General features: G+C 51.6%; 27 protein-coding genes and 1 tRNA gene. 1 reads left to right on the top strand and 27 read right to left on the bottom strand.

From position 1 onward, the window contains the following. The first annotated feature begins 2 nt into the window (after window positions 1-2). Window positions 3-221 carry an ATP-binding protein gene (locus K365_RS27210; protein WP_337833248.1) on the top strand — a complete coding sequence of 73 codons (219 nt, stop codon included), beginning with the start codon at window positions 3-5 and terminating at the stop codon, window positions 219-221. On the opposite strand, the gene K365_RS0108640 is transcribed toward K365_RS27210, so the two are convergent. The 27 genes from K365_RS0108640 to K365_RS0108500 form a co-directional block, all read right to left on the bottom strand. Next, complete coding sequence (locus K365_RS0108640) at window positions 190-1,095, bottom strand: PAS domain-containing protein (protein ID WP_024334259.1); 906 nt, start codon at window positions 1,093-1,095, stop codon at window positions 190-192. The genes K365_RS27210 and K365_RS0108640 overlap by 32 nt on opposite strands. A gap of 107 nt (window positions 1,096-1,202) precedes the next feature. Next, complete coding sequence (locus K365_RS0108635; RefSeq protein ID WP_006965345.1) at window positions 1,203-1,676, bottom strand: Crp/Fnr family transcriptional regulator; 474 nt, start codon at window positions 1,674-1,676, stop codon at window positions 1,203-1,205. Between the two features lie 26 nt (window positions 1,677-1,702). Beyond that, the gene (locus K365_RS0108630) at window positions 1,703-2,209 is read right to left on the bottom strand and encodes a Crp/Fnr family transcriptional regulator (RefSeq protein WP_006965344.1); all 507 of its coding nucleotides are present in this window, start codon (window positions 2,207-2,209) and stop codon (window positions 1,703-1,705) included. 26 nt (window positions 2,210-2,235) lie between these two features. Continuing rightward, on the bottom strand, window positions 2,236-4,008 hold the full coding sequence (locus K365_RS0108625) for a Na(+)/H(+) antiporter subunit D (RefSeq protein ID WP_024334258.1): 1,773 nt from the start codon (window positions 4,006-4,008) through the stop codon (window positions 2,236-2,238). Continuing rightward, a complete protein-coding gene (locus K365_RS0108620; RefSeq protein WP_006965342.1) occupies window positions 3,998-4,243 on the bottom strand; it encodes a hypothetical protein in 246 nt (81 codons plus the stop codon). Before K365_RS0108620 ends, K365_RS0108625 begins: the two co-directional genes overlap by 11 nt. Window positions 4,244-4,323: 80 nt before the next feature. Further along, entirely contained in the window at window positions 4,324-4,476 is a 153-nt protein-coding gene (locus tag K365_RS27880) for a hypothetical protein (protein WP_006965341.1), read from the bottom strand. Window positions 4,477-4,545: 69 nt separating this feature from the next. Beyond that, on the bottom strand, window positions 4,546-6,021 hold the full coding sequence (locus K365_RS0108605) for a monovalent cation/H+ antiporter subunit D family protein (RefSeq protein ID WP_024334257.1): 1,476 nt from the start codon (window positions 6,019-6,021) through the stop codon (window positions 4,546-4,548). 83 nt (window positions 6,022-6,104) lie between these two features. Further along, window positions 6,105-7,580, bottom strand: a complete 1,476-nt coding sequence (locus K365_RS0108600; RefSeq protein WP_024334256.1) for a complex I subunit 5 family protein — start codon at window positions 7,578-7,580, stop codon at window positions 6,105-6,107. Between the two features lie 3 nt (window positions 7,581-7,583). After that, window positions 7,584-7,979 (bottom strand): cation:proton antiporter subunit C, encoded by a 396-nt coding sequence (locus K365_RS0108595; protein WP_006965338.1) that lies wholly within the window; start codon window positions 7,977-7,979, stop codon window positions 7,584-7,586. A 9-nt stretch (window positions 7,980-7,988) separates the two neighbouring features. Then, the gene (locus tag K365_RS0108590) at window positions 7,989-8,813 is read right to left on the bottom strand and encodes a Na(+)/H(+) antiporter subunit B (protein ID WP_024334255.1); all 825 of its coding nucleotides are present in this window, start codon (window positions 8,811-8,813) and stop codon (window positions 7,989-7,991) included. Beyond that, on the bottom strand, window positions 8,810-9,055 hold the full coding sequence (locus K365_RS0108585) for a Na(+)/H(+) antiporter subunit B (protein WP_006965336.1): 246 nt from the start codon (window positions 9,053-9,055) through the stop codon (window positions 8,810-8,812). The genes K365_RS0108590 and K365_RS0108585 overlap by 4 nt, the downstream gene beginning before the upstream one ends. A 6-nt stretch (window positions 9,056-9,061) precedes the next feature. Continuing rightward, on the bottom strand, window positions 9,062-9,400 hold the full coding sequence (mnhG, locus tag K365_RS0108580; protein ID WP_236609928.1) for a monovalent cation/H(+) antiporter subunit G: 339 nt from the start codon (window positions 9,398-9,400) through the stop codon (window positions 9,062-9,064). Further along, window positions 9,400-9,687 carry an MrpF/PhaF family protein gene (locus K365_RS0108575; RefSeq protein ID WP_024334253.1) on the bottom strand — a complete coding sequence of 96 codons (288 nt, stop codon included), beginning with the start codon at window positions 9,685-9,687 and terminating at the stop codon, window positions 9,400-9,402. Before K365_RS0108575 ends, mnhG begins: the two co-directional genes overlap by 1 nt. Further along, entirely contained in the window at window positions 9,684-10,205 is a 522-nt protein-coding gene (locus K365_RS0108570) for a Na+/H+ antiporter subunit E (RefSeq protein WP_024334252.1), read from the bottom strand. The genes K365_RS0108575 and K365_RS0108570 overlap by 4 nt, the downstream gene beginning before the upstream one ends. 107 nt (window positions 10,206-10,312) lie before the next feature. Then, complete coding sequence (locus K365_RS0108565; RefSeq protein WP_024334251.1) at window positions 10,313-10,777, bottom strand: response regulator; 465 nt, start codon at window positions 10,775-10,777, stop codon at window positions 10,313-10,315. 31 nt (window positions 10,778-10,808) lie between these two features. Further along, window positions 10,809-11,684 (bottom strand): universal stress protein, encoded by an 876-nt coding sequence (locus K365_RS0108560; RefSeq protein ID WP_024334250.1) that lies wholly within the window; start codon window positions 11,682-11,684, stop codon window positions 10,809-10,811. 67 nt (window positions 11,685-11,751) lie between these two features. Next, window positions 11,752-12,144, bottom strand: a complete 393-nt coding sequence (locus tag K365_RS0108555) for a response regulator (RefSeq protein ID WP_024334249.1) — start codon at window positions 12,142-12,144, stop codon at window positions 11,752-11,754. An 18-nt stretch (window positions 12,145-12,162) separates the two neighbouring features. Further along, window positions 12,163-13,701, bottom strand: a complete 1,539-nt coding sequence (locus K365_RS0108550) for an ATP-binding response regulator (protein ID WP_024334248.1) — start codon at window positions 13,699-13,701, stop codon at window positions 12,163-12,165. Between the two features lie 12 nt (window positions 13,702-13,713). Beyond that, window positions 13,714-15,777: a PAS domain-containing sensor histidine kinase gene (locus tag K365_RS0108545; RefSeq protein ID WP_024334247.1), complete on the bottom strand. Its 2,064-nt coding sequence runs from the start codon at window positions 15,775-15,777 to the stop codon at window positions 13,714-13,716. A gap of 19 nt (window positions 15,778-15,796) precedes the next feature. After that, the gene (locus tag K365_RS0108540) at window positions 15,797-17,326 is read right to left on the bottom strand and encodes a sodium:proton antiporter (RefSeq protein ID WP_024334246.1); all 1,530 of its coding nucleotides are present in this window, start codon (window positions 17,324-17,326) and stop codon (window positions 15,797-15,799) included. A gap of 159 nt (window positions 17,327-17,485) precedes the next feature. Then, the gene (locus tag K365_RS0108535) at window positions 17,486-17,836 is read right to left on the bottom strand and encodes a hypothetical protein (RefSeq protein ID WP_024334245.1); all 351 of its coding nucleotides are present in this window, start codon (window positions 17,834-17,836) and stop codon (window positions 17,486-17,488) included. 153 nt (window positions 17,837-17,989) lie between these two features. Beyond that, window positions 17,990-18,066 (bottom strand) — tRNA-Pro (locus tag K365_RS0108530). Window positions 18,067-18,169: 103 nt separating this feature from the next. Next, window positions 18,170-18,592: an alternative ribosome rescue aminoacyl-tRNA hydrolase ArfB gene (gene arfB / locus K365_RS0108525; protein ID WP_024334244.1), complete on the bottom strand. Its 423-nt coding sequence runs from the start codon at window positions 18,590-18,592 to the stop codon at window positions 18,170-18,172. Window positions 18,593-18,637: 45 nt separating this feature from the next. Beyond that, the gene (locus tag K365_RS0108520) at window positions 18,638-19,402 is read right to left on the bottom strand and encodes an alpha/beta fold hydrolase (protein WP_029725068.1); all 765 of its coding nucleotides are present in this window, start codon (window positions 19,400-19,402) and stop codon (window positions 18,638-18,640) included. A 561-nt stretch (window positions 19,403-19,963) separates the two neighbouring features. Beyond that, a complete protein-coding gene (locus tag K365_RS0108510) occupies window positions 19,964-20,461 on the bottom strand; it encodes a hypothetical protein (protein ID WP_156887700.1) in 498 nt (165 codons plus the stop codon). A gap of 16 nt (window positions 20,462-20,477) precedes the next feature. After that, complete coding sequence (locus K365_RS0108505; protein WP_024334240.1) at window positions 20,478-23,960, bottom strand: efflux RND transporter permease subunit; 3,483 nt, start codon at window positions 23,958-23,960, stop codon at window positions 20,478-20,480. An 18-nt stretch (window positions 23,961-23,978) separates the two neighbouring features. Beyond that, window positions 23,979-25,535: an efflux RND transporter periplasmic adaptor subunit gene (locus K365_RS0108500; protein WP_024334239.1), complete on the bottom strand. Its 1,557-nt coding sequence runs from the start codon at window positions 25,533-25,535 to the stop codon at window positions 23,979-23,981. Window positions 25,536-25,601 lie beyond the last annotated feature (66 nt).

Genomic DNA, 25,601 nt, shown 5'->3' with positions numbered 1-25,601 from the left:
AAATCGGTTACCTTCCGCTAGGCAGACAGGGATCAAACCTGTTTTTCCAGGTCATCAGCGGCCGGCATGGGAAAAGGTCCACCATCATAACGACCAACCTGCCGTTTGCCCGCTGGGGAGACATCTTTGACGGAACCACTGTTGCTACAGCGATTGCCGACCGCCTCGTTTACAACTCTGAGATCCTTATCATGGAGGGAGACAGTTATCGAAAAAAATGATCATTGGCACAAACAAAAATTTAGTCAGGACTTGGCTCAGGTCTGAACACCCGGCCTTTTGAATCTGGTTTTTACCGGACACGGACTGGTGTGCCCGTGATAAGGGGTGGCTGGTTTTTAAACGGTGATTTTGGCTGGTTTTTATCCCGCTGTTTCCAAAGGCCGGGTTGACCGACAGAATGATTCCATCCGCATCCGTGATCAGGACACCATCGAGCGTGTTCTCAAAGACGCACGCAGCCAGTTCAAGTTTCGCCTCGGTTTCCTTGAGAAAGGTCACTTCACTGGCTTGAGTCACAAATCCTTTGACCGTACCATCGGCATCGAAATTAGGGATATAGTGCCCGATGATATGGCCCACACCTCCGCCGGCTTTGTTCAGTGTCCGCTCAAAGCGCTGGGGTTCACCGGCCAGGACCCGGCGGATGTGAGGCTCATTCAGAGCAAACAGGCGCTCGCCCGTCAGATCCCGGAAAAAGATACCGATAATCTTTTCGGGCGATTTTCCAAACCACTTGCCGTAGGCGTTGTTGGCATAGCGGCAGCGCAGATCCCTGTCCCAGTAGCCGATCATATTGGGTATGTTTTCAATGATGGATCTGATGAATTGCCCATTTTCGGTACTGGCTTTCAACTCGGATTCGACTTGCTTGAGCTTTTTTTGACTGCGATACACGGCTTCGGCAAGGTACGAGATAAAACTGCATACCAGGGCGAAAACGGCTATCTCCAGAAGATCAAACCGGTTCTCAAGCAGCCACACCCTGAGACCGGCGGCCAGGCTGACAAGGATGAGTGCAAAGACAAAATGTTTGAGATATTGAAAAGCAGCTGCCTTATTTAACCACCGGACTTTTTTCGTCGTGACATCCATATTTTATCTTGTAGGATGGGAAGACGCTTTTTGTCAAGATCCGGATACAGGATAAAAGGAAATACACACTTTTTGATATTATTTTAAAACAAGACATCATTGACATCTCACACCGGGTGGATGGCCGGATGGATGGACAATGAATGAATAAACTGCCCGGTGTGTTTGTTCATGCGGTCTTTGAACAATTGGGCCACCCGGCGCATCACGGCATATCCGATCCGGTGATCCGTTTCAAACAGTTTTGCCATCAGGTCCCCGGACAGGACAATGATGTCACAGGGTTCGGTGCAGATCGCGCTAAAGGTCGCTGGAAACTTACCGAACAATGCGGAGAAACCGAAACTCTGGCCGGGTTCGATCTCATCCAGGGTCAAAACCCGGCCCGTGTCGGACCGGGCGTTCAGGCAGATTTTTCCGGACACCAGCATGTGCACCAGATGCTGGGTCTCGTTTTGCCGAACCAGTATCGTGTCCGGTTCAAAAACCGCCTGCCGGGCATGGGGACTGATTTTTTCCAGAATATCGTCCGGCAGGTCCTGAAGAAACTGTATTTTTTTTAATTGATCGATCGATATCATGTCAATTCAATGCCTCCATAACGGATCTAATAGGCCGGGGTCAGTTTATCAATATCATGAATGGATGCCTTCATCTCGGGATGGCGCGCCAGTGTTTTCAAAATCATTTTTGCCCGGGTATCCATGCTGTTCTTGTACTGCCTGGCCACACCGGCCATCAGGTAAAACGCCAGTTCATCGTTGGTTTCAAACAGTTTCTGCATGCGCGAACCCGACAAAGTGATGGTTTCACAGGGTTCCTGACAAATGGCCGTATATGTGGCCGGACCGCCGGAAATCAGTGCTGAAGATCCGAAGGTGCGGCCGGACTGGATATTTTCCAGGACCACGTCGATATCCGGGTTCAGGGCCACGGTCAACGCCACCTGGCCCATGATGACCATATAAAAAGTGTCCACCTTTTCCCCTGCCTTGAACAGGCAGGTGCCGCTGCTGAAAATGGAAAGCTGCGCTTCCTGACCGATCAGGGCCAGCAAATGCGCCGGCATCTGTTCCAGCATGTGGATATGTCTTAAATCCTGTATCTTTACCATGGTAGGTCCTTACAGATTGCCTTGGTTTACGTTAATACATATATCAGAACAACAAACGATACTGCCACGGCTGCGCCGATACCCACAGGAAGCGTCCCCTGGACCACATCATCATACAGCCGCTGTTTTTTCAAGGCCAGATGTTTGTCCCTGTACCCCTGGAGCAGCCACAGGTTGACGGAAAAAAACAGGACCAGATGCACTGTGATCTGACGAAAAAATCCGCTGCCGCCTTTGACCCCAGTCATCAGTATCGCTTCGGCCCTGCGGTTTGCCGTGTTCAGGCTTGTGTCCAGCACCTTGTAGACGGCGGTTCCCAATTTTCTGTAGGTCCAGTCCACATCCAGGTTGATGGATTTGATTTCAGGCGGATAATACCCGGACAGAATCAGCAGGGCAAAGGCCAGAGCCCCGAACATGAGCAGCTGGAGCTGGCCCACCACATGGGCTCCGGTGTAGGGGATGTAATCCACGGTAAAGGGCAGAAGATTATACAAAGGCTGGGGAAACACACCGATGAAAATGCAGGCAAATGCGGCCAGCCCCATGGCCAGCACCATGTTCCAGGACGGGTCCTTGGCCCGGATGCCCGAATCATGACCGAAAAACGTAAAAAACGGCACCTTGATCCCGGCATGGTGGAACACGCCGGCCGAAGCAAACTGCAACACCAGATACACCAGCACCAGGTTTTCATTCACCGTTGCCGTCACCACCATGGATTTGGACACAAACCCGGAAAACAGCGGAAACGCGGAAATGGACGCCGCCCCCACAATGCAGAACAGGCAGGTCAAGGGCATGGTCTTGTACAGCCCGCCGATCTCCGTGCATTTGATTTTACCGGTCATCTGGAGCACGGACCCGGCCGCCATGAACAACAGGCCCTTGTAAAGGATATGGCAGAACGCATGGGCCACGGCCCCGTTCAACGCCAGCTGGGACCCGATGCCCGTGCCCACCAGCATGAACCCGATCTGGTTCAGCAGGCTGTAGGCCAGCACCCGTCGGATATCATTTTCCAGGACCGCGTAAAAAATGGGCACAAACACCATGAACGCCCCGATCCAGATGAGCAGTTCCGTGCCGGGGAAGGTCCGGATCAACAGATACACAGCGGATTTGGTGGTAAACGCGCTCAAAAACACCGTGCTGGTGGGGGTTCCCATGGGATAGGCATCCGGGAGCCAGGCGTGCAGCGGAATGGCGGCCGCGTTCAGGGCGATGCCGATGAAAATCAGCCAGGACGCCGTGCCGGACAGCCCGATATAGTTGAATGCCGTGGTGCCGGTCTCCTGGATATAGAGCACAATTCCGGCCAGCAGAAACAGCCCGCCGATCAGATGCACCAGAATATACCTGAAACCCGCTTTGCGGGCCGCATCCGTGCGGGAAGCCAGGATCAGAAATGTGGAACTGACCGCCATGATTTCCCAGAACAGGTACAGGGTGAGAAAATCCCCGGCAAACACCACACCCAGCGTGGCGCCGGCATAAATGATGGCAGACACATGCTGAAGATTGTCTTTGACCTTCAGGGCGAACAAAATGCCTAAAAACGCCATGATGGTAAAAATATACCCAAACACCAGAGACAGTTTGTCAATCCGTCCCATGATCAGGGTGTATCCCCAGAAATCAAACGTCCAGATCCGCCCCATTGGCGCGTTCATGATAATAAGCAGAGACACCACAGGAATCAGCAGCATATAGCCGGACTGGGTTTTTCCCCGCAGAAACGGGATCAGCAGGGCCGCGACAATGAATATCAGGGCCGGAGGCAACAGATTACCGGTCATAGTAATCCTCTTTTTTCATGACAATCAATCTCAGCAGTTTGGCTAAAAAAATAAGCAGCACACAGGAAAAAAAACCATATACTGCGGAAAATCCCTTGATCTGTTCAAAATAAAATGCCGGATGCGGGTGAATGAAAAACTCGGCAATCAGCAACACCACCAGAGAACAGTAAAAACAGATCAACAATATTTTTACATTCTTTGGCTTGTCAAAAAGGGTCAATTCTTTTTTCATTATTCCACCTTACGCAAATTTATTTAAACCCGGTCCAGGGGCTGTCCCCTTTGTCCGGGTCATCATTATCCATCATGATGTCAATGGGGCACACTGCCGCCGGAAAAAAAAGCCACGGCCAGGTAAATGACCGATACCAGCACGGCAATGTAAAACGCGGTCTTGTATCCGGGAACCGGATCATGACCCAGCATTTCCCAGTCTTCGTTGTTGTATTTGTCTTTAATTGTCATATTTCTTTATGTCTCCGGCAAAATTATCAATGCCATTGATTTGTTTACCCTGTTCGATCAAAATCTTTCTCATAGATTCAGACCCAGAACGATCAGGTCCACAAACATCTGCGGGAAGAAAAACAATCCAATGGATGCCAGGGCGGTCACGGCCAAAGGCACCACCAGGCACAGATTGGCTTCCTTGATTTGAACCGGAACGCCCGGAACATCCGCTTCATTTTTCCCGAAAAAGGCCTGGAACACGATGGGCAGAAAATAAAACGCATTCAGAAACGAGGAGATCAGCAACACCCCCATAAAAACCGGGTGGTGGGCTTCTAAAGCCCCTAAAATCAGATTCCACTTGCTGTAAAACCCGCCCGCGGGAGGCAGCCCGATCACCCCTAAAGATCCGATGAAAAATGCCGCAAAAGTGACCGGCATCTGTCGGCCCAGGCCTTTCATCTGGGAGATATATTTTTTGCCCGTGGCCACAAAAATGGCACCGGCACAGAAAAACAGGGTAATTTTGCCGAACGCGTGCATGAGAATATGAAGCACCCCGCCCAGCTGGCCCATGGGCGACAGCAACGCCACACCAAATACGATGTATGACAGCTGACTGATGGTGGAAAAAGCCAGTCTCCGCTTGAGTTCATCCTGGGACAGGGCAATGCAGGAACTGACCAGAATCGTGATGGAGGCAATGACCATGACCAGGGTTCCCAGACTGTATGATCCCAGCAGGTCCACCCCGAAGATCCCGGTCATGACCCTGACAATGGAAAACACACCCACTTTGACCACGGCCACGGCATGCAGCAGCGCACTCACGGGTGTCGGGGCCACCATGGCGGCCGGCAGCCAGGAATGAAACGGCATGATCCCTGCCTTGGCAAACCCGAACACAAACATGAGCAACAGCACGGTGGCGCCCGGTTTTGACAGCTGGCCCGCAAAAATACCGGCCGTGGAAAATTCAAGTGTGCCCGTGACATGATAGCAATAGATCATGGCCGGCAGTACCAGACCGATGGAGGTGCCCAGAATGAAAATCAGATACCGCCGGGCGGAAATCTTTGATTTTGCATCCTCATGGTGGGCCACCAGGGGATAGGTGGCCAGAGACAGCATTTCATAAAACAGATACAAGGTCACCAGGTTGGCGGAAAATGCGGCTCCGATGGTGGATGCAATGGCCAGAGCGAAAAAACAGACAAACCGGGTCTGTCCGTGTTCTTTCAACCCCCGCATGTATCCGATGGAATACAACGAGGTGACAATATAAAGACTGGATGCCACCAGAGCAAACAGCATGCCCAGTCCGTCCACCCGAAAAGCGATGTCTGCCCCCGGAACCAGTGTGAACACAGTCAGTTCAATCCGGGTGCCGGCCAGAATTGCCGGCACCATGGATGCCACCAGAGCAAACATGATAAATCCGGCAACAAAAATCCAGGCTTCCCTGACATTGGGTTTGCGGGACGATGACATTAAAACTGGGATGATCAGCAAAGGGACCAGGACAGCCAGCAGCGGTTTTAAGGAGATAATGGATTCCATGGTGGGATCAGCCTTTTTACTTAAAAATACGAGTCAGGTCGTTGCAACAATAATTAAAAATCCAGTGGGTCATGGTCGGGTCCTTAGTGTAAAAACGGCAGAATCACGGTGTTGACGATGGTACCGGCATAAACGCCCGCGCCAATGATGGCCGCACTCACCAGGCCTAAGGCAGCCAGCATGGACACCGGGGCCTCGGCCATGGCGGCGGTCCCATGATGGCCGTGGGATTCAGCCATGGGCTCGAAAAAACAGATCTCAAACACCTTGAAAAACAGCACGGCACACACCAGGCTGGAGATGATCAACGCGGCGGCAAAATGATAAGCCCCGGCCTCAAACGCACCCAGCACCAGATACCATTTGCTGAAAAACCCGCAGGTGGGCGGCACGCCGATTATGCTCAAACCGGCCAGAACAAATCCGGCCATGGTCCAGGGCATGGCACCAAACAACCCCTGCAGATTGGAAAACGCCACCTGCTGTCTCATGTAAATGATGTTGCCCACAGCCAGAAACAGGGCAAATGTCATCAATGCATCATTGAGAATGTGGAGAATGGCACCGGCCATGCCCAAAGAATTTCCCAGCCAGGCACCGCCCACCATATATCCGATCTCACACACAATGATGTAGGTCAGCATTTTTTTCAAGTCCGTCTGGAGCAGGGCCATGAATGCCCCGGCCAGAATGGCGATCACACCCAGCCACACCACGATATCCGCCAGGTTCAGGGTGTTGAAGATATATTCCAGCCCGAACACCGTGACCATGAGCCGCACCATGACATATACCATCACCTTGGTCATCAACGGCGCCACCACCCGGGCAAATCCCACGGGTGCATACGCATATGCATTGGGCAGCCATACATGCAGCGGAAACAGGGCCATCTTGATCCACACACCTAAAATACACAGGATAAAAGCGGTCAGCACGGCCGTGGATCCCTGGATGTCCTTGAGAAGGATTGCCACATCCGCCATGTTCAAAGATCCGGTGGTGATGTACAGATACCCGACCCCCAGAAGATAAAAAGACGCCCCGATCACGCCGATGAAAATATAATTTAAGGCCGCCAGAGGAGACCGGTCTTTGTCTCCTAAGGCAATCATGGTATACGAGGTCAGCGAGGTGATCTCAATGAGCACATACAGGTTGAACAGATCGCCTGTGGCCGTCACCCCTAAAAGGCCCACCACAAACAACTGATACATCACATAAAATGAAGGGGCCCGATCCGGTATTTCCTGATCCACATTTTTGACACTGGCCACCAGATTCACAAATGCAATCCCAGATACCAGGACCAGCACCATGGCATTGAGCAGATCGATCCTCAGTTCGATCCCCATGGGCGGGGCCCACCCGGCCATGCGGTATTGCCATGTGCCCGCGGTCAGCACCTGTTTGAACACACCTACTGCCGCCACACTGGAAACAGCCGTGGCAGCCAAAGCGATGTAATAGGACAGCGGTTTTTGGATCCAGGCGGCCAGGCCCGAGAAGAATGCCCCCAGAAGCGGGGCCAGTACAATTATTGCCGGCATATTGTTCATGGGTTATTTTTCCGATAAGCGTATTCTGAGTTCATCTTCTTCCAGGGTCTGATATCGCTGATAGATCTTGACACACAGCGCCATGGCCACTCCGAACGTGGCCACGGACACGACAATGGCGGTGAGCATGAGCACATGGGGCAGCGGGTTGATATAATCCGCTGCATGGATCACGGCATCGTGGGTGCCATGTCCCCCCTGAATAATGGGCAGCGTGGCCCCGTGCTTGTATCCGATGGACACATAAAACAAAATAATCGCGGTCTGAAAAATATTCATGCCCACCAGTTTTTTCATCAGATTGTTTTTGGCGATCATGGCATACAGGCCGATCATCATGAGAATGATATACAACCAGAAATTATATTTGGCCACAATCAGCGCCAGAAGCTCATTCATGAGACTCTCCTACAGTCCTTCATCATGTCTGCCTTCAGACACGATATTCACGTAAATGATCACCATGACGGCCATCACGGCAATGCCCACGCCGATCTCCACCCCCAGCATGCCCAACGCCCGGACATGACCGGGATCCCAGGGCACCAGCGGCGCCAGCATTCCATAATCCAGAAACTGCCCTCCCATGATCACAGCCAGGACCCCGAGTCCCACATAGATCAGAACCCCTGTGGCGGCAAAGATGGACAGAAATTTTTCCGTCACCCGTTTCAGCAGGGTTTTCAGGTTATAGGAGATGGCCATGAGAATCAGGCTGGATCCGAAAATCACACCGCCCTGAAACCCGCCGCCCGGAGAAAAATCGCCATGGGCCACCACATACAGGGCATAGATCTGAATAAAAGGAATCAGAATCCGGCACACCGTCTTGATGATGATGTCCGAGGGTACCCAGTCCCTGTCCATGTGTTCAAATTCATTGCCCGGGATCATCCGGGTATCCGGATTCTTGAAATGAAGCATGACCCCCGTGGGAATGTGCCGGTAGTACCGGTTTTTTCCAGGCCGAAAATCTCTGAGCAGCAGAAAGCAGGCCAGCCCGGCGCAGAACACCACGGCAGTCTCGAACATGGTGTCATACCCTCTGTAATCCGCCAGCACGGCCGTGACCAGGTTGGGCACCTGGGTTTCTTCCACAATATGTTCAATATAATAATCCGACAGATGGGTGGATGCCGGAGATGCGGGATCGCCCCAGTCCGGCAGGTCCATGCTGCCGTATAACAGCAATCCGCCGGTAAGACAGACAATGACAAGTCCTAAAAATTTCAATCTTTGGTCCTCCTGCTGGTCCGGAATACGGCTGCCACCAAAAATACCGTGCTCACGCCCGCGCCAACGGACGCTTCGGTAAATGCCACATCCACCGCACCCATGACGGCCCACAACAGGCACATCAAAAACGAATACGCGCTGAACAAAATAGCGGTTCCCAGAAGATCCCGGACGGTAATGGCGGCAATGGCGCAGAAAATCACAAAGGTCAGTACGATCAGATCAATCGGCCACAGCATTCTTTGTTATTCCTTTTCCTTTTTTTTAGTCCAGGGCCGCAACCCGGCCCGCATGCCGGCATCCACAATGGAATGGGTGGCTGTCGGGCTGGCCAGAAACACAAAAAAGACAATCAAAAACATTTTAATGGACAACAGCACCACACCCAGAGACAGGTGGTGAAAATTATAGATCACCAGCCCGGCAACCATGGTAAAAATGCCTAAGGTGTCCAGTTTGCCGGCCGGATGCAGCCGGGAGTAAAAATCAGGCATCCGCATGATCCCCACGGCCCCGCCGATAAAAAAAATCAGGCCCGTGAGCAGGCAAAACACCGACAGAATATTGATAATTATATGCATCATTACTCCATGAATGATTCTTCATACAGGCCTTTGCGTTTATGAAAGTACCGGGAAGCAGCCAGCACTGCCACAAAATTTAAAAACGCATAAGCCAGGGCAATATCCACAAACATATCCACCCGTCCATACAGGTAGCCGATCAGCAAAAGCAGTACCACTGTTTTGCTGCCGATGGCGTTCACGCCCACGAGACGGTCCAGCACGGTCGGGCCCATCAGGCATCGATACAGGGGCAGTATCATGGTCAGACAAAGCCCCACAGCAATGCAGGAAAAAAAATAGATCATCTGTTTTCTCCAAAAACATGCGCCACCCGGTCCCGCATCACGCCGGGCAATCCTTGAGCGCTTTGCCGGTCAATGGCATGAACCCGGAACCCGCCTTCGGCATTGGCAGTGATGGTGACGGTTCCGGGCGTCAGGGTAATGGCATTGGCCAGGGTGGTGATGGCGATATCTGATTTCAACCCGGTTTGAAACTGAATGATATGCGGATCGATCAACTGGTGCATCCGGGGATGAAATACCAGAAACAGCAGGTGAAAATTGGCTTTGATGATTTCTAGAATCAGCCAGGGCGCATATTGGCAAAACCGGAAAAACACCTTGATATCCTGAACCGTGGCCCCGGCAAACAGCAGATCATGGAAAAACCAGGCAATGGCCAGGCTGGACACCACACCCAGTCCCAGAAGAAGCGGCTCAAAATAGCCGGACAAAATGATCCAGGTGACAAACATGAATACAAAGGTGATAATAAATGAAAAAAAACCGGCCTGTTTTTTTTCATTTTCTTTTTGTTGCATCACCCATCCCCCCTTTTTTGACATTCTTTTTGATATTTCACAGTCATGTTACACATGATTTTCACATACCTGTCCGCCGACAATTTTTTTTAAAATAAAATAAGACCCTATTTTTCCACGCCGTAAAGATGACGGAATTTCTGAAACAATTTGGATACAGGGCCTTTGGCTGCAGGGGACGTATCCGGGGGATCTTGTTTTGACTGTTTTTCAACACGATGATCATATGCCGCTTGAATGGTTTGGATCAACGTATCCATATCCACGGGCTTGGACAGAAATTTGAATGCATTGTATTTGCCGCTTTCCAGAGCGTTTTCCACACTGCCATGCCCGGTGAGCACGATGCAGGGCAGATCCGGCTGAAGATCCTTGAGCAGTTTCTGTACCTCGATGCCGTCAATACCGGGCATCTGCAGATCCACCACTGCCACGTCAAAGGGTTCTTTGGCCGCAGCCGCCACCCCTTCTTCCCCGGAAAATGTCGTTTTCACCTCAAACCCTTCCAAAGCCATCCGTTTGGCCAGATACTTCAAAAAGGTCTGTTCATCATCTATAAATAAAAGTTTCATTGTCATTCCATTGATATTCAGTTGGCACGCATTATCTTTTGACCGGAAACAACAGGCACGGATAAACGGATTTATCGGCAATATTCCTGGATATGGATCCCAGCCACCGTTCGGCCAAAGCGGTCCGGTCACTGAAGCCCAGCACGACCAGCGTGGCCTGGTACTCTCTGGCCGCCTTGAGAATTTCGGTTTCCGGATCTCCCACATACACGTGCGGCCTGGCAGATATGCCTTTCTGGGCAAATTCGTCACACAGGTCTTCCAGCCGGGTCCGTTCCTTTTTCCGCACCGACTGCACCTCATGGGTATCTGAGGATTTCAGATCGTCTTCATCCACCACGTGCATCAGGTGAAGTTCTCCGATCACCTCCCCCAGCTCCTTGAGACAGTCGACCGCTTTTTCGCTGCTGTTGGACCAGGATGTGGCAAACAACGGCCGTTCAAACAGTTTTGCCGGCACCATTTTGTCTTCAGCCAGATGTTTGAATACCAGAATGGGAACAGGAGACCGCCGGGTCAGTTCCGTGATATCGGATCTGGAATACAGCTGTTCCAGCTTTCCTTTCTGGGATCGGCCGATAACGATCAGATCCGGTTTTTCCTTGTCCACCACTTCCAGGATCTTGGAAATCAAAGACGACACTTCGATGTAGGCACCCACTTCCATGCCCAGTTCAAACAGATTCTCAGCCCAGTCGATGAACCGGATATTGGCCATTTCCTTGAGCCGGACGGCATCTTTTTTTGCATACCCTTTACCCCGGCGCATGGACACTTTTTCCCGCTCGATCACATTCAAAAACACCACATGTTCCAGCCCGGATTTTCTCATATCCAGAAGTGAATGCAGTGCATCATAGCAAAGGCTTTCAAACTTGGTCACAAACAACATTTTTTTTATTTTCATGAAACCTCCTGTCTTTGCCCTCTTAAGGCCGGCCGAAAGCAGTTCAGGCCATCTGAAGAACCGCAGATCACGCAAGTTTTTTTCTTATGGCATCCACCAGTTCCTGGGGCTCCACCGGTTTTTCCAGGTAAATGTCGGGTTCCGGTACTTTTTCCCCTTTGAACTCTTCCAGAACTTTCTGGGATTTGAGAAAAGACCGCAGGGCAATGCCGGTGAACATGATCACAGGAACGGATTTCAAGTCATCGTCTGTTTTCAGCTGACGGTACAGGCGAATCCCGCTTCCCCGGGGCATGAGCACATCTAAAATCACCAAGTCCGGCTTGTGTTTCTGTATCATCTCAAGGCCTTCCACACCGTCACATGCCACCAGGGGGGTATACTGATTTTCTTCCAGAACCGTGACGACAAATGTTCTGACATCCGGATCATCATCTACCACCAGTATTTTTTTACCCATATCACACCTCTTTACTTGTCATTTTTCATCCCGGCCTTTTTCGGGCCTCTCAGGCAGCGTCATGGTGAACAAAGACCCATACCCCAAACGGGTATCAATGTCAATGGTCCCATGGTGCTCTTCCACCAGTTTTTTGGTCACCAGCAGCCCCAGACCGGTTCCTTTCCCTCCCTTGGAACTGAACATGGGGGTAAACAGTTTGAGTCTGGTCTCTTCATCCATGCCGCATCCATTGTCTTCAATCTCAAAAACAGCGGCCCCGGCTTCGGTTTTTCCGGTTCGAATCTCCACTTTGAACTGCCGGTCCAGATCATCCTCTTCCATACAGGCGTCAATGGCATTGTTCACCAGGTTCAGCAGGGCCCGGTGCACGGTGCCGGGATCCAGCCACATCTGTCCCATTTCCGGGTCACACCGGGTGGTGATTTCGATATCATGGGCTTTAGCAAAATCCGATACCAGCTCCTTGACTTCGGTCACGATCTCATTGGGAGCGCACAGTTTGACCTCAGGGTGCCGTTCCTTGGCATAGGTGAGCATGTCCTGGGTCAGGTTTGCCACCCGCTCAATATTTTTCTGAATGGTCTGCCACCCGGATTTGACCTTTTCCATGTTGCTGTGCTGAAATCCCACATCCACGACATAGCTGCCGCCTTTCAGGCCGATGAGGATGTTTTTCACATAATGGGCCAGGCCGGAAACCGTCTGCCCGATGGCAGCCATACGCTCGGACTGGATCAATTCTTTTTCCAGGCGTTTGATTTCCGTCAGATCCTGAAAAAAATTGACAATGCCCATGAATTCTTCTTTTTCATGAAGCACGCTGGTGGCATACCGGACCGGAATCTGCTTATTATTCCGGGTTTCCAGGGTCATTTCTTTCCATGGCATCTCTCCCCGGTCGTGGGTCCCGTTCCTGGCTTCCGATCTGAAAAATGTGGCCAGTTCAGGGGGATACAGAGCATCGATGGTCATTTTGTTTAACACGTTTCTGGCTCTTTTCTCAAACATGCGGGCCGCTTCCGGGTTATAGACCACAATCTGCCAGTCCTGGTCAAACGCGACAATGGCATCATGGCTGGAGTGAATGAGCAGCCGCTGAAAATTGGATTTGCGCCGGATCTCCACGGTGGCTTCCGCCACTTTTTCTTCCAGATCCTGGGTATAGGAGGCCAGCTGCTCCCGGATGCGGATTTTGGTCTGGGCCCGGTCCAGGGCAATGGCCAGGGCTTCGTCTCTCACCGGCTTGTTGATAAAATCACTGGCACCATACTGCAGGGCCGTGATGGTTGAATCAATATCCCCGTGTCCCGTGACAATGATCACTTCCTTGTCCGGATCCCGCTCCTTGATTCGTTTAAGCAATTCCAGACCATCCATGCCCGGCATTTTGATATCGGTCACCACAATGTCCGGGGACTGTTTTTCAAACACGTCCAGCGCTTCTTCACCGCTGGCTGCAGTGCAGGTGTCATACCCGTCACTTTTCAGAGACATGGACAACAATCTGACAATGGCCTGTTCATCATCCACAATCAATATTTTGTTGGCTGACATACGTGTATTTCCTCAACTCACGGCAGGGAATTGAACCATGAAACACGACCCTTTCCCCTCCTGGGTTTCAACACTGATGGTACCATTGTAGTCCTTGATGATCCCGAAACTGATACTGGTGCCAAGCCCGGTCCCTTTGCCCGTATCCTTGGTGGTGAAAAACGGCTCAAACAGCTTGTTTTTCACTTCTTCGTTCATTCCGGTACCCGTATCGGACACGGTCGCCACCACATGGCCGTTCTGCGCAAAGGTTTTAATGGTCAATGTTTTTTCCACCGGCCCTTCAGTTCGGGCGGATTTTTCATCCATGGCATCAATGGCATTGGTCACCAGGTTGATGAACACCTGCTCCAGACGGTTGTGTTCGGCCCGGATACTGGGCAGATGGTCTTCCAGATCCAGCACCACTTCAATGGAATGCACCGTGAGCTGGTGTCCCAGCACTTTGAACACATCCCGGATGGGATCATTGATATCCAGTTTTTTCAGATCCCGCTCCGACTGTCTGGCAAAATCTCTCACATGCTTGATCACGCCGGCGGCCCGGGCCACATTTTCAATAATATCCTTGCTCATGTTCAGCAGATCTTCATCTGAAATCATCACCCCTTTATGCACCATTTTCTGGATCAAATCCGCACAGATCTGGATCACGTTCAAGGGCTGATTGATCTCATGGGCCATGCCGGCTGCCATGGTGCCCAGGGTAGCCAGTTTACCGGCCTGAATCAGCTGGGTTTCTTTTTCCACGCTTTCAGTCATGTCTGTGGTGGACGCAATGAGCACCACCCGCTGGCTGAACATCACCTTGACCATTTTGATGTTGACAAAAAACGCCTGCCCACTTTTCCTGTAATGCCGTTTTTTGGTGAACAGGATCGATCCGCCCTGGGGCAGATTCAGCATGTCCCGGCGAAGGGTGTCATCGGTTTTTTCACCGATTTCCAGAAATGAGGTTCCCATAAGTTCGGATTTGTCATATCCATAATCTTCCAGAACCCGGTGATTCACATCCAGGATCTCGAAGGTCATGCTGTCGATGATAAAAATAGGGTTGGGATTTTCGTTGAACAATGACCGGTATTTTTCTTCGGATTTCCGGTATTTTTCATGAAGCTTGGCCAGTTCCTGATCCTGAAGTTCAATTTCCTCCTGGGCTTTTTTATCCTCGGTTCTGTCCCGCAACGTCTGGATCGCACCGATGATTTTGCCTTCAGGAGATTTAATAGGTGCGGCTGTGAAAAATATCCATTTTCCCTCTGTTCCCATATGGGGAAAAAATTCTTCCGCCTCATAGGCCCCGTTGATGATCGTGCACTTTCGCCAGGCATTGCCGTAATATTTTCGGACGGTTTCTTCACTGGTATGATCCACCACCATATCCGCAAGAATGGGGCGTTTAACCGATCGGAACGGCACCCACTGCCGGTCGGTTCCCACCAGCTTATATGCCGGGTATCCGGTAAGTTCCTCACATGCCACATTCCAGTGGGTAATGATATGTTCATTGTTGATGATAAAGGTGGGAATCATGCTGCCCTGGATGATCTGATTCAACTCTTTTTCGATTTTTCGCAGATCGTGCCGCTCCTGTTCCAGAAAGGAAATACGATTTTCCGAGATTTCACTGATCCGGCGGGAAAATTGATCGAACAGATCCGCCACGGCCTCTTTTTCCAGATCCTGGGTTTCGAGTCGTTTTCGGATCTGGATTTTTTCCTCTTCGGTTTTCAGAAAATGAACAAAAGACATGGCCCCATAAGTGTCCAGATCAATAATGCTCACCCGTTCGGTATTCACCTTTTCCAGAATACAGGGCAGCAGGTCATCGTTTTTCAGTTTAAGGATCAGATCCAGATCCGTCAGCTTGCACACCTCATGGTAATCTTTGGTGGTGGGAATATTCAATTGCCTGGCCCGGATGATGCCTTTGGAAATTTCTATGGTATCCGCCACCATGAGTACCTGAATGTTCAGGCCCTTGAGACCGGGCCCGGAAAACCGGTCCAGAATGTCACAACAGGGATCCCCGCCGCCGATGATGGCCAGTTTCAGTCCCTTTAAATCAAAATACATGGTGGCTGTTCCTTAGATTCTAGTAAAAAATCAGGGTCACAATCACAAACGTGGGAATCAGAAACACCAAAGAATATTTGAGGATATACCCGAAAAAACTGGGCATAACCGTGCCGGATTCCGCGGCAATGGACCGGACCATGAAATTGGGCGCATTGCCGATATAACTGACGGCCCCGAAAAACACGGCTCCTGTGGAAATCGCCTGGAGATAAACCATCCGGTCGGTCATCAGCAACGGCACGGAGGCCGATTCGGGCAAGCCGGCATAAAAACTGCCTAAAGCGGTATTGAAAAATGTCAGATAGGTGGGGGCATTGTCCAGAAACGCAGACAGCATCCCCGTGACCCAGAAGTAATGGTAAGGTTCTTTCACCGCTGCGATCAGAAATGCAAAGGCCCCGTCCGGTCCGGCTTTTAGCAGCAGCAGACAGGGAATCATGGTAATAAAAATCCCAATGAACAGATATGCCACCTCGATAATGGGAAACCAGGAGAACTCGTTTTCCTCCCGCAGGGTCCAGGGGGTGGCCCACAACGACAGGATTCCAAGTATAATCAAAGTGATATCCCGCAGCCAGTCCTGAATGGCCCGGTGCACTCCCAGGGTATTGATCTCTCCCAAATCCAGGACACCGCTCATGAGCACGGCCCCCACAATACCGCCTAAAAAAATAAAATTATAGGTTCCCACCAGGCGCAACGGCTTTTTTTCTCCGTCATCCGGCACCACGGCCCCTTCCTTTTTGAAAAACCAGGAATCCAGAAAAAAATAGATCACCAGCAGAATTCCGCTCACCATCAGCATGTGGGGCGCAATGTTTAAGGTCCAGAAAAAACTCACCCCGTGAAGAAACCCCAGAAACAAAGGCGGATCACCCAGAGGCGTCAGGGACCCCCCCACATTGGCCACCAGAAAAATGAAGAACACCACCATGAAAGTCCGGTTTTTTCTGAAGTCATTGGCCCGCAGAAACGGCCGGATCAGCAGCATGGCCGCCCCCGTGGTTCCCATCCAGGAGGCCAGAATCGTTCCCAGAAGAATGATACCGGTATTCACAACAGGGGTTCCCCGCAGCGTGCCGCGCAGCAGAATCCCGCCCGACACCGTGAACAACGCCCACAAAAGGATGATGAACGGCACATAATCCGCTAAAATAATATGAAGAATTTCATACACGGCATCCCCTTTGTAGACCGCCACAAAGGGAATCGCCAGGGTAGCAGCCCAGAACGCGGATATTTTGCCGAAATGATGGTGCCAGAACGTACCGGCAACCAGCGGCAGCAGTGCAATGGATAACAACATGCAGGCAAAAGGGATACACGCATACAACGGCAGCAGTTTGCCCAGGTCCGGATGGCCTTGTCCATGACCGCCGCCAAGGGTATCTTCACCACCGTGACCGGATTCCACCGCATCTTCGGATGCATGAACGGTCTGCACCAGTGACAGGCTCGGACCGCCGGAAAAAGATGCCAGGGTTATCGGAACCACAAAAAATCCCATCAGCAGTAAAACAAGTGCCAGTTGATTCGCCTTTTTCATTTATGCAGTCTCTCCTGATTGGTTAAACAAAAATACAGACAATTTGCCTGACAAGCTTAATTGACGTAATAAAAACAGCCGGGATTGTCAAGATGAAATCGCAGCAGTCCTGCCATGATTCTTTGGGATTGTGCCGATATTCAGGCAAAAGACAATGAACTATTGATCGTCATCTGGTTCAAGAAACCGCAAACCGATGACCATATGATTTTCAGGTATTCCAGTGGGCGGAAAAGAGATGTGCCGAACCTGTACTGTCTGGTGCTGAACCGTCATGGGAACAGAATCTTCATGATAATTAACGGTGAAGACATCGCCCACACTGATCTGTTTCAAAAGATCCGAATCCTGCTTGACAAGAAGTCCCAGTCCGGAATCCGATAACTCTCTCAATTTAATCTGATATTCCCATACCCCACCCGGGGGTTTGAATGAAATGCTGGCACCCTCTGAAGCCGGGTTTCGAATTTTTGACCGGGATTCTTTTTTATTTTGAATATTGTCTATCATCCGTGCTCCCAGGCTGTATTAACCATAAAATGGTTGTTACCCTACACCGATATTTCGACAAAAACAACCCGGTTGTCAAAAATTGGAGGCAGGCCAATTGTTCAAAAACAAAAAAGGCCCCTGACGAAACCGCCAGAAGCCTTGATTTTTCTATGGTCGGGACGGCTGGATTTGAACCAGCGACCACTTGTCCCCCAGACAAGTGCGCTACCAGACTGCGCTACGCCCCGAATCAGAACAGATTGGGTAAATATCACTTCCGAACAACGGTGTCAAGCAGGAATCTGATAAATTCGGATTTCAAACAGATGTGCCGGCTCCCACCCGATACATTCAATCATCTGGAGACACAGATTTCCGTAATTGTTTGATACGCCCCCGTTTTGTTTTACGATCCATCCTTTTTTTCCGGGCCGATTGTGACGCCCGGGTGGGCCGGCGCTTTTTCGGTTGGACCATGGCTTTTAAAATCAACTGGCGCAGCCGTTTGACGGCATCAGTCCGGTTTTTCTCCTGGCTGCGGGACTGCTGGGCCTTGATCACGACCACGCCCTCTTTGGTGATCCGTTGATCCGCAATTGCCAGCAACCGGGATTTAATCTCTTCAGGCAGGCTGGACCCAGGGATATCGAACCGCAGATGAATGGCCGTGGCCACCTTGTTCACGTGCTGCCCCCCTGCCCCCTGGGCACGGATCGCCTCCAGCTGAATCTCGTGATCCGGGATCTGAACTTTATGGGTAATATGAACCGGCATCGGGTGTCCCTGTTTTCCTTTTTTTAATTTGCATCATTGCATCGATCAATTTTTTTTGCCGAAGAAACCGGCCAAAAGTTCCGTGACCAGATCCGGATGTTCCAGATGGACCAGATGCCCGGTCCGGGCAATGGTTTTGAGGTCGGCTGCCGGAAACAGGGATTGAATGTCATCCCAGTCACTGTCGGACACATAATCCGAGGCACCGCCCCGGACAAACAACGCCCGTCCCGGGTAGGGCCGGCCGGATATGGGGGCACGGATGTCGGATGTGGCATTTAAGATACCTGACAGGTTTGACCGCCAGAAAAACCCGCTGTCATGGCTGCGTTTCAGGTTCTGAAGCAGAAACCCGCGGAATGCCTTGTCCGGCATCTTTTCCGCCAGAATCCGATCCGCCTGGTCCCGGCGGGTGATCTGTGTCAGATCCAGATCCAGCAACATTTGAATATCGTCTTTCCATATCGGTTCATATGCTTTGGGCGCCATGTCCAGCACAGCCAGTCCCGTCACTTTTTCCGGAAAATTCATGGCCAGCTGCATGGCGCATTTGCCCCCCATGGAATGGCCGGCGACCCCGGCGGATTTCAGTTTCATTTCATCCATGAACCCGGCCAGATCGTCTGCCATTTCCGAATAGGTCATGCCGGACGCATGAAACGACCGGCCGTGATTTCTCAAATCCACAGCCAGCACCTCAAACTGCCGGGCCAGACCTCTGGCCAGCATCCCCATGGTGGCACACGATCCCAAAAGCCCATGAATCAGAATCAAAGGCGGGCCTGAACCTGTTTTTCGATAATAAAGCATATTAATAACATGCGGTGTTCACAGGAATATGTCAATGTCAAAATGTCCGATCAGGCATGCAAAGCTGTGACAACCTGTTTGGCAGGAGGCCGCCCCCCGGCGGGGTGCCTTGCTGCCGGACAGGAATCCACGGAGTGGCTCCGACAGTCCGGCAGCAAGGCACCCCACCGGAGGGCTCCGCTGTACAAATGATCCCCGGTTCCGCTTCGCCATTATGGGGTTCATCAATGTTCATCGCTGCTGTCAGCGACTAGTGCCGGGCGGTTCCTGTGGGTCGGAATCCCATTCTGACGCGGTTGTTACAGTGTGTTGGGCATGCGGAGCGGTAAAAACGACAAACTGTTTGAGGACATACCTGCCCGCAGTTTTTGGCGTTCAGCGCAGCATGCCCTACACACTGTCAACCGTGACAGAGGGTGAGACCCACAGGGGCCGCCCGGCACGGGTCACTTAACACACCGGGACCGGCAAGCATGAGTCTTTTGACCAGCCGGGACCCCCCAGGACAGGTGAAGTCCACAGAAAGCGCCCGGCAAAGGTTCAGTGAAGGCCGGCACCCGGCTACTTCATCTCATGGCTGAACCGGTCCATGAGTGTAACGTCGTCAACCACCGCCTTGACCGCGATCTCATACACCCCTTTTGCCTTCATGTCAGCAGTAATGCCAAATCCTTTGCTCATGTACATGGCCATGATTTTCTGGGTTTCTTCGGCATCGTTTTTAATCATAAACCCCACTTTGGCATCTGTCACAGGGTTATGGTCTTTGTCCATGATATACACCATGATGTGATGGGGCTTGTCCATCTGTTTTGCTCCATGGGACGCATGATCCCCTGAGGAATCATCAGCAGCCTTGTCATCACCCTGGTTTCGAAGGTCCATCAGGTAATAGGACAGCATATACCCCTTTTGCATGGATTCATGGAACAGCTCTCCGATTTTGTCTGATGCATCCATATCATGGCCGTCATCCATTGCAGAAGCAGTGGTTGAAAAGAAAACCAGGGCAGCTGCCAGGGCAACTAGACACATAATTGTTAATGGTATTTTTTTCATGGGTAAACATCCTTTCTTACATATTGTTGTTGTTATTAATTTCCCGGGTTTTCCACAGAATGTAGATGACCGGAATGATAATCAACGTCATGACGGCGGAAGACACAAGTCCCCCCACCATGGGTGCTGCAATGCGCTTCATGATCTGGGAGCCGGCCCCGCTGCCGTACATCACCGGCAACAGACCGATCAGGGTGGTGGCAACGGTCATTATTTTGGGCCGGACCCTGTCCACGGCCCCTTCAACAACTGCCCCGTACAGATCTGATGCCGTGCGCATGCGGTTTTCCTTTTTTTTGCGCTTATATACCTCATCCAGATACACCAGCATCACAATGCCGGTTTCCGTGGCAAGCCCTGCCAGGGCGATAAACCCCACCCCCACGGCCACAGACATGTTGTATCCCAGAACATAGATCAGCCAGAACCCCCCGATCAGAGAAAAAGGCAGGCTGGCCATCACAATGACCACCTCGGTCAGGTTGCCGAAATGGATATACAGCAGGATGAATATCACCAGCAGGGTGGCCGGAATAATAAGCCGCAGAGTTTTTTTCGCCTTTTCCATATATTCATACTGGCCGGACCACACAAGGGAATATCCTGACGGCAGATCAATGTTTTCATCCACCAGCTGCCGGGCCTGCTTTACATAGGTGCCCAGATCCATTCCTTTGATATCCACAAACACCCAGGCACTTCTTTTGGAATTTTCACTCTTTATGCCGGCCGGGCCTTTTTTTATGGCAATATCGGCCAGCTGGGTCAACGGCACCTGGGCACCGGACGGGGTGGGCACAAACACCCGGCGCAGCATGTGGAGATTGTCCCGGAACTCCCGGTTGTACCGCAGATTGACCGGATACCGTTCCAGTCCCTCCACGGTATAGGTGACATTCATCCCGCCGATGGCGGTCTTGATAATGTCCTGGACATCCTGCACCGTTAGCCCGTACCGGGCAATTTCCCGGCGGTTGATGGTGAAATCCAGGTAGTTGCCGCCGGTGACCCGTTCGGAAAACACGGACAGGGTCCCTTTTTTATCCCGAAGCAGGCTTTCGATCTGTTCTCCGAGATCGGCCAGGGTTGAAAGATCCGGTCCCATGACCTTTATTCCCACCGGGGTTTTGATGCCGGTGGACAGCATGTCGATGCGGGTCTTGATGGGCATGGTCCAGGCATTGGTCACCCCCGGGAACTTCACCGCTGCATCCAGGTCATCGATCAGTTCCTGCATGGTGATATAGCGCGCTTCAGGCAGTATCCATTCAAACGGGGCGGCAAGCCAGCCCGGCCATCCGGCGTAGAACCGGTCGATCTGTTTTTTGCGCCATTCGTGCAGCACCTTGCCGTTCTTTTGCTCCGGCCAGATCCAGGTGAGCGGTTGTTTCAGCCACCCGGGCCAGCCGGAAAAAAACCGGGGAATTTCAATGATGTCATATTCCACCTGGGGCCGGAGCATGATCACGGTCTCGATCATGGACAACGGGGCAGGATCGGTTGATGTTTCCGCCCGCCCGATCTTTCCCAGGGTGGTTTTGACTTCCGGAAACCGCTGGATGATCTTGTCTGTCTGCTGGAGAAGCTCTTTGGCCTTGGTGATGGAAATACCGGGCAGCGTGGTGGGCATGTACAAAAGATCCCCTTCATTCAAAGGCGGCATGAATTCGCTCCCCACCCGGGTCATGGGATACCAGGTAATTGCGATGGCGGCCACTGCAACCAGTATGGTTGTTTTGCGCCAGTGCAGCACCCATTTGATCGCAGGCAGATAGACCCAGATCAGAAACCGGTTCAAAGGATTGTTTTTTTCAGCAATGATTTTCTGGGGAAACAGGCAGATGCCGAAAAACACGGAAAGTCCCAGGGCCAGTACCAGGCTGATATCCGGCAGGGTCACACCTGCAAGGCCGGCACACACAACCGCCAGGGGCGGTCCTGCCAGGGCCGGAACCCAGATTTTTGCCTTTGCTTTTTTGGGCAGGGCCGGATCAATGGGGTGTTCTCGGACAAAAAAGATCATGAGCACCGGGATAATGGTGATGGCCAGAACAGAAGAGGCTGCCATGGCAGTTGTCTTGGTGTAGGCCAATGGTTTGAACAGCCGGCCGGACTGCTCCATGAGGGAGAATACCGGCAGAAAGGAAACCGTTATGATCAGCAGACTGAAAAACAGGGCCGGCCCCACTTCCTTTGAGGCATCTATAATGATCTGGGAATGGCTTTTTTTGCCCCGGTCCCGCTCTAAATGCTTGTGGGCGTTTTCCACCATCACGATGGAGGCATCCACCATCACGCCGATGGCAATGGCAATGCCCCCCAGGCTCATGATGTTGGCGTTGACGTTGAACGGATACATGATCATAAATGACATCAAGATGCCCACGGGCAGGGTAAATATGGCCACAAATGCTGATCTGAAATGCAACAGAAAAATGATGCACACCAACGCCACCACGATCATCTCCTCGGTGAGTTTGGTTTTAAGGGTATCCACGGCCCGCTGGATCAAAGCGGACCGGTCATACCCGGTTAGGATCTCCACCCCTTCGGGCAGGCCTTTTTCCAGGTCTGCAAGTTTTGCCTTGACCCGTTTGATCACCTCCAGGGCGTTTTCCCCATACCGCATGACCACGATGCCGCCCACGGTCTCCCCTTCCCCGTTCCATTCCAGAATGCCCCGCCGCAGCTCCGGACCGATCTGGATATTGGCAATATCCCCCAGCAGGATCGGGGTGCCTTTGTCATCAAAGGACACAACAATCTGCGCAATATCTTCCACAGAAGAGATATACCCCAGGCCCCGGACCATGAATTCGGTTTCCCCCATCTCAATGAGCCTGCCCCCCACATCTGCATTGGACTGTTGGATGGCGTTTTTGATTTTCCGGATGGAAATATCATATGATGCCAGCTTGTTGGGATCCACCTCCACCTGGTATTGTTTGACAAACCCGCCGATGCTGGCCACTTCCGATACACCGGGAACCGCGGTGAGCTCATAGCGCACAAACCAGTCCTGAAGCGACCTGAGTTCGGCAAGGTCTGTGTTTCCTGTGGTGTCCTGGAGGACATATTCATACACCCATCCCACGCCTGTGGCATCCGGCCCCAGACTGGGGGTCACCCCGGCAGGCAGGCGGCCGGACACAAAATTTAGGTACTCCATCACCCGGGACCTGGCCCAGTAGATATCGGTACCGTCCTCAAATATCAGGTAGACAAAGGAATACCCGAAAAAGGAATACCCCCGGACCACCTTGGCAAACGGCACGCTGAGCATGGCGGTTGTCAAGGGATAGGTGACCTGGTCCTCCACCACCTGGGGGGCCTGGCCCGGATATTCCGTATAGATGATGACCTGCACGTCGGACAGATCAGGGATGGCATCCAGAGGCGTGTTGACCATGGCCAGAATACCCCCGGCAATGACAAAAAAAGTTGCCAGGACCACCATGAATTTGTTGTTTACAGACCATTCAATTATCTTGTCTATCATCGCAGCATCCCCTGTCTGTTATTCCATATCCTGGAAAAAATCATCTTTGGACTCTGTGTCATCTTCCATGTCCTGGAAAAAATCATCCCCGGATTCTGTGTCATCTTCCATGTCTTCAAAAAAACTGTCCCCATCATTTTGGGATGGTTCCTTTTTTTCTTTGGCAGTGCCGGATTTGGATGCGATCATCTTCTGGATCGCCTCTTTGAGCCGGGATTCGGAATCCAGCAGGAACTGGCCGGACACCACGACATCCTCACCTTGTGCCAGTCCTGTCAGTACCTGGACCCTGCCCTCCTCCAGGTGGACACCCGTGGTGATCCTCCGGGGGGTAAACCGGCCATTGCCATGGGCCACAAAAACCAGCTGTTTTTCCCCGGAGTGGATCACCGCCTCGGAAGGGATAATCAGGCCGGCTGCATCTCCGCTGGTATTGATTTTTATATTTGCAAACATGTCCGGTTTCAGGTCACCCGCTGTATTGTCAAAGATGATCCTGATGACCACATCCCGGGTTCTGGGCTGCAGATAGGGAAAAATATAGGCAATTTTTCCCGTGTACACCTTGTCCGGGTCATAGGACAGGGTCATCTCAACGCTCTGGCCTTCATACACCAGGTTCTGCTCATATTCAAAGATATGGGCTTCCACCCACACCGTGGACAGATCCGCAATGGTGAACAGGCTTTCCCCGGCTTTGACATATGCCCCTTCAACCACGTTTTTATGGGTCACCACCCCTTTAAACCGGGACCTGATGGTCAGGGTTTTGCGGACCTGCCCGGTTTGTTCCAGAAAAGCGATATCCTGGTCTGCAATGTCATAGTATGCCAGTCTTTTTTTGGCAGATTCCAGCAGATCCTTGTTCAAAGGGGTCCTGCGCGCCTGAAAGTTTTTATAGGCTGACAGATATTCCTCCTGGGATGCCAGCAGGGACGGAGAATACATGGCAAAAAGGGGATCGCCCTTTTCAATAACAAACCCGGTATAATCGGCATAAAGGGTTTCAACCCACCCTGCGGTTTTGGGACTGACAATACCGGTTCTGGTTTCATCAAAGGTCACATGGCCATAGGTTTTGATGATATGGTTCAAAGGACCCTGTGCAACCGGTTTGATTTTAAGGCCCATGTTCTGTTCCACCACCGGATTGATTTTAATATCCACCCCGCCCTTTACCTCATCTTCATACACCGGCACAAGATCCATACCCATCTTGCTTTTGCCAGGTTCTTCATAGATCTCTGTGGGATCCATGGGGGCTTTCCAGTATACGATTTTCCGGTCTGCCGCGTCTTTGGACGTCTCATCTTCGGAAACCTCATCTTCATACACCGGCACAAGGTCCATGCCCATCTTGCTTTTACCCGGTTCATCGTAGATCTCCGTGGGGTCCATGGGGGCCTTCCAGTAGATGATCTTCCGCTCTTTTGAAGCCGCATCGCCATTTTGTTCAGACGGGACTTTACTGCTCTCAGAGGATGTCGGTCCAATGGTGGTTGTTATAAAAAATACCGCTGTACCTGTTATCAGTGCCGTCAAAATAATAACCAGCAGGGTTGATTTGATATTCATGATAAATCGTTTCTCCCTGAATTTTTCCATTAAGCAAGCTTTATACGCTTGCGTTGTCCAGCTATT

Origin of the sequence: Desulfotignum balticum DSM 7044 (assembly GCF_000421285.1) — a bacterium.
Lineage (GTDB): Bacteria > Desulfobacterota > Desulfobacteria > Desulfobacterales > Desulfobacteraceae > Desulfotignum > Desulfotignum balticum.
The sequence above is the reverse complement of the archived record's forward strand: the minus strand, read 5'-3'. Positions and strand labels throughout refer to the sequence as shown.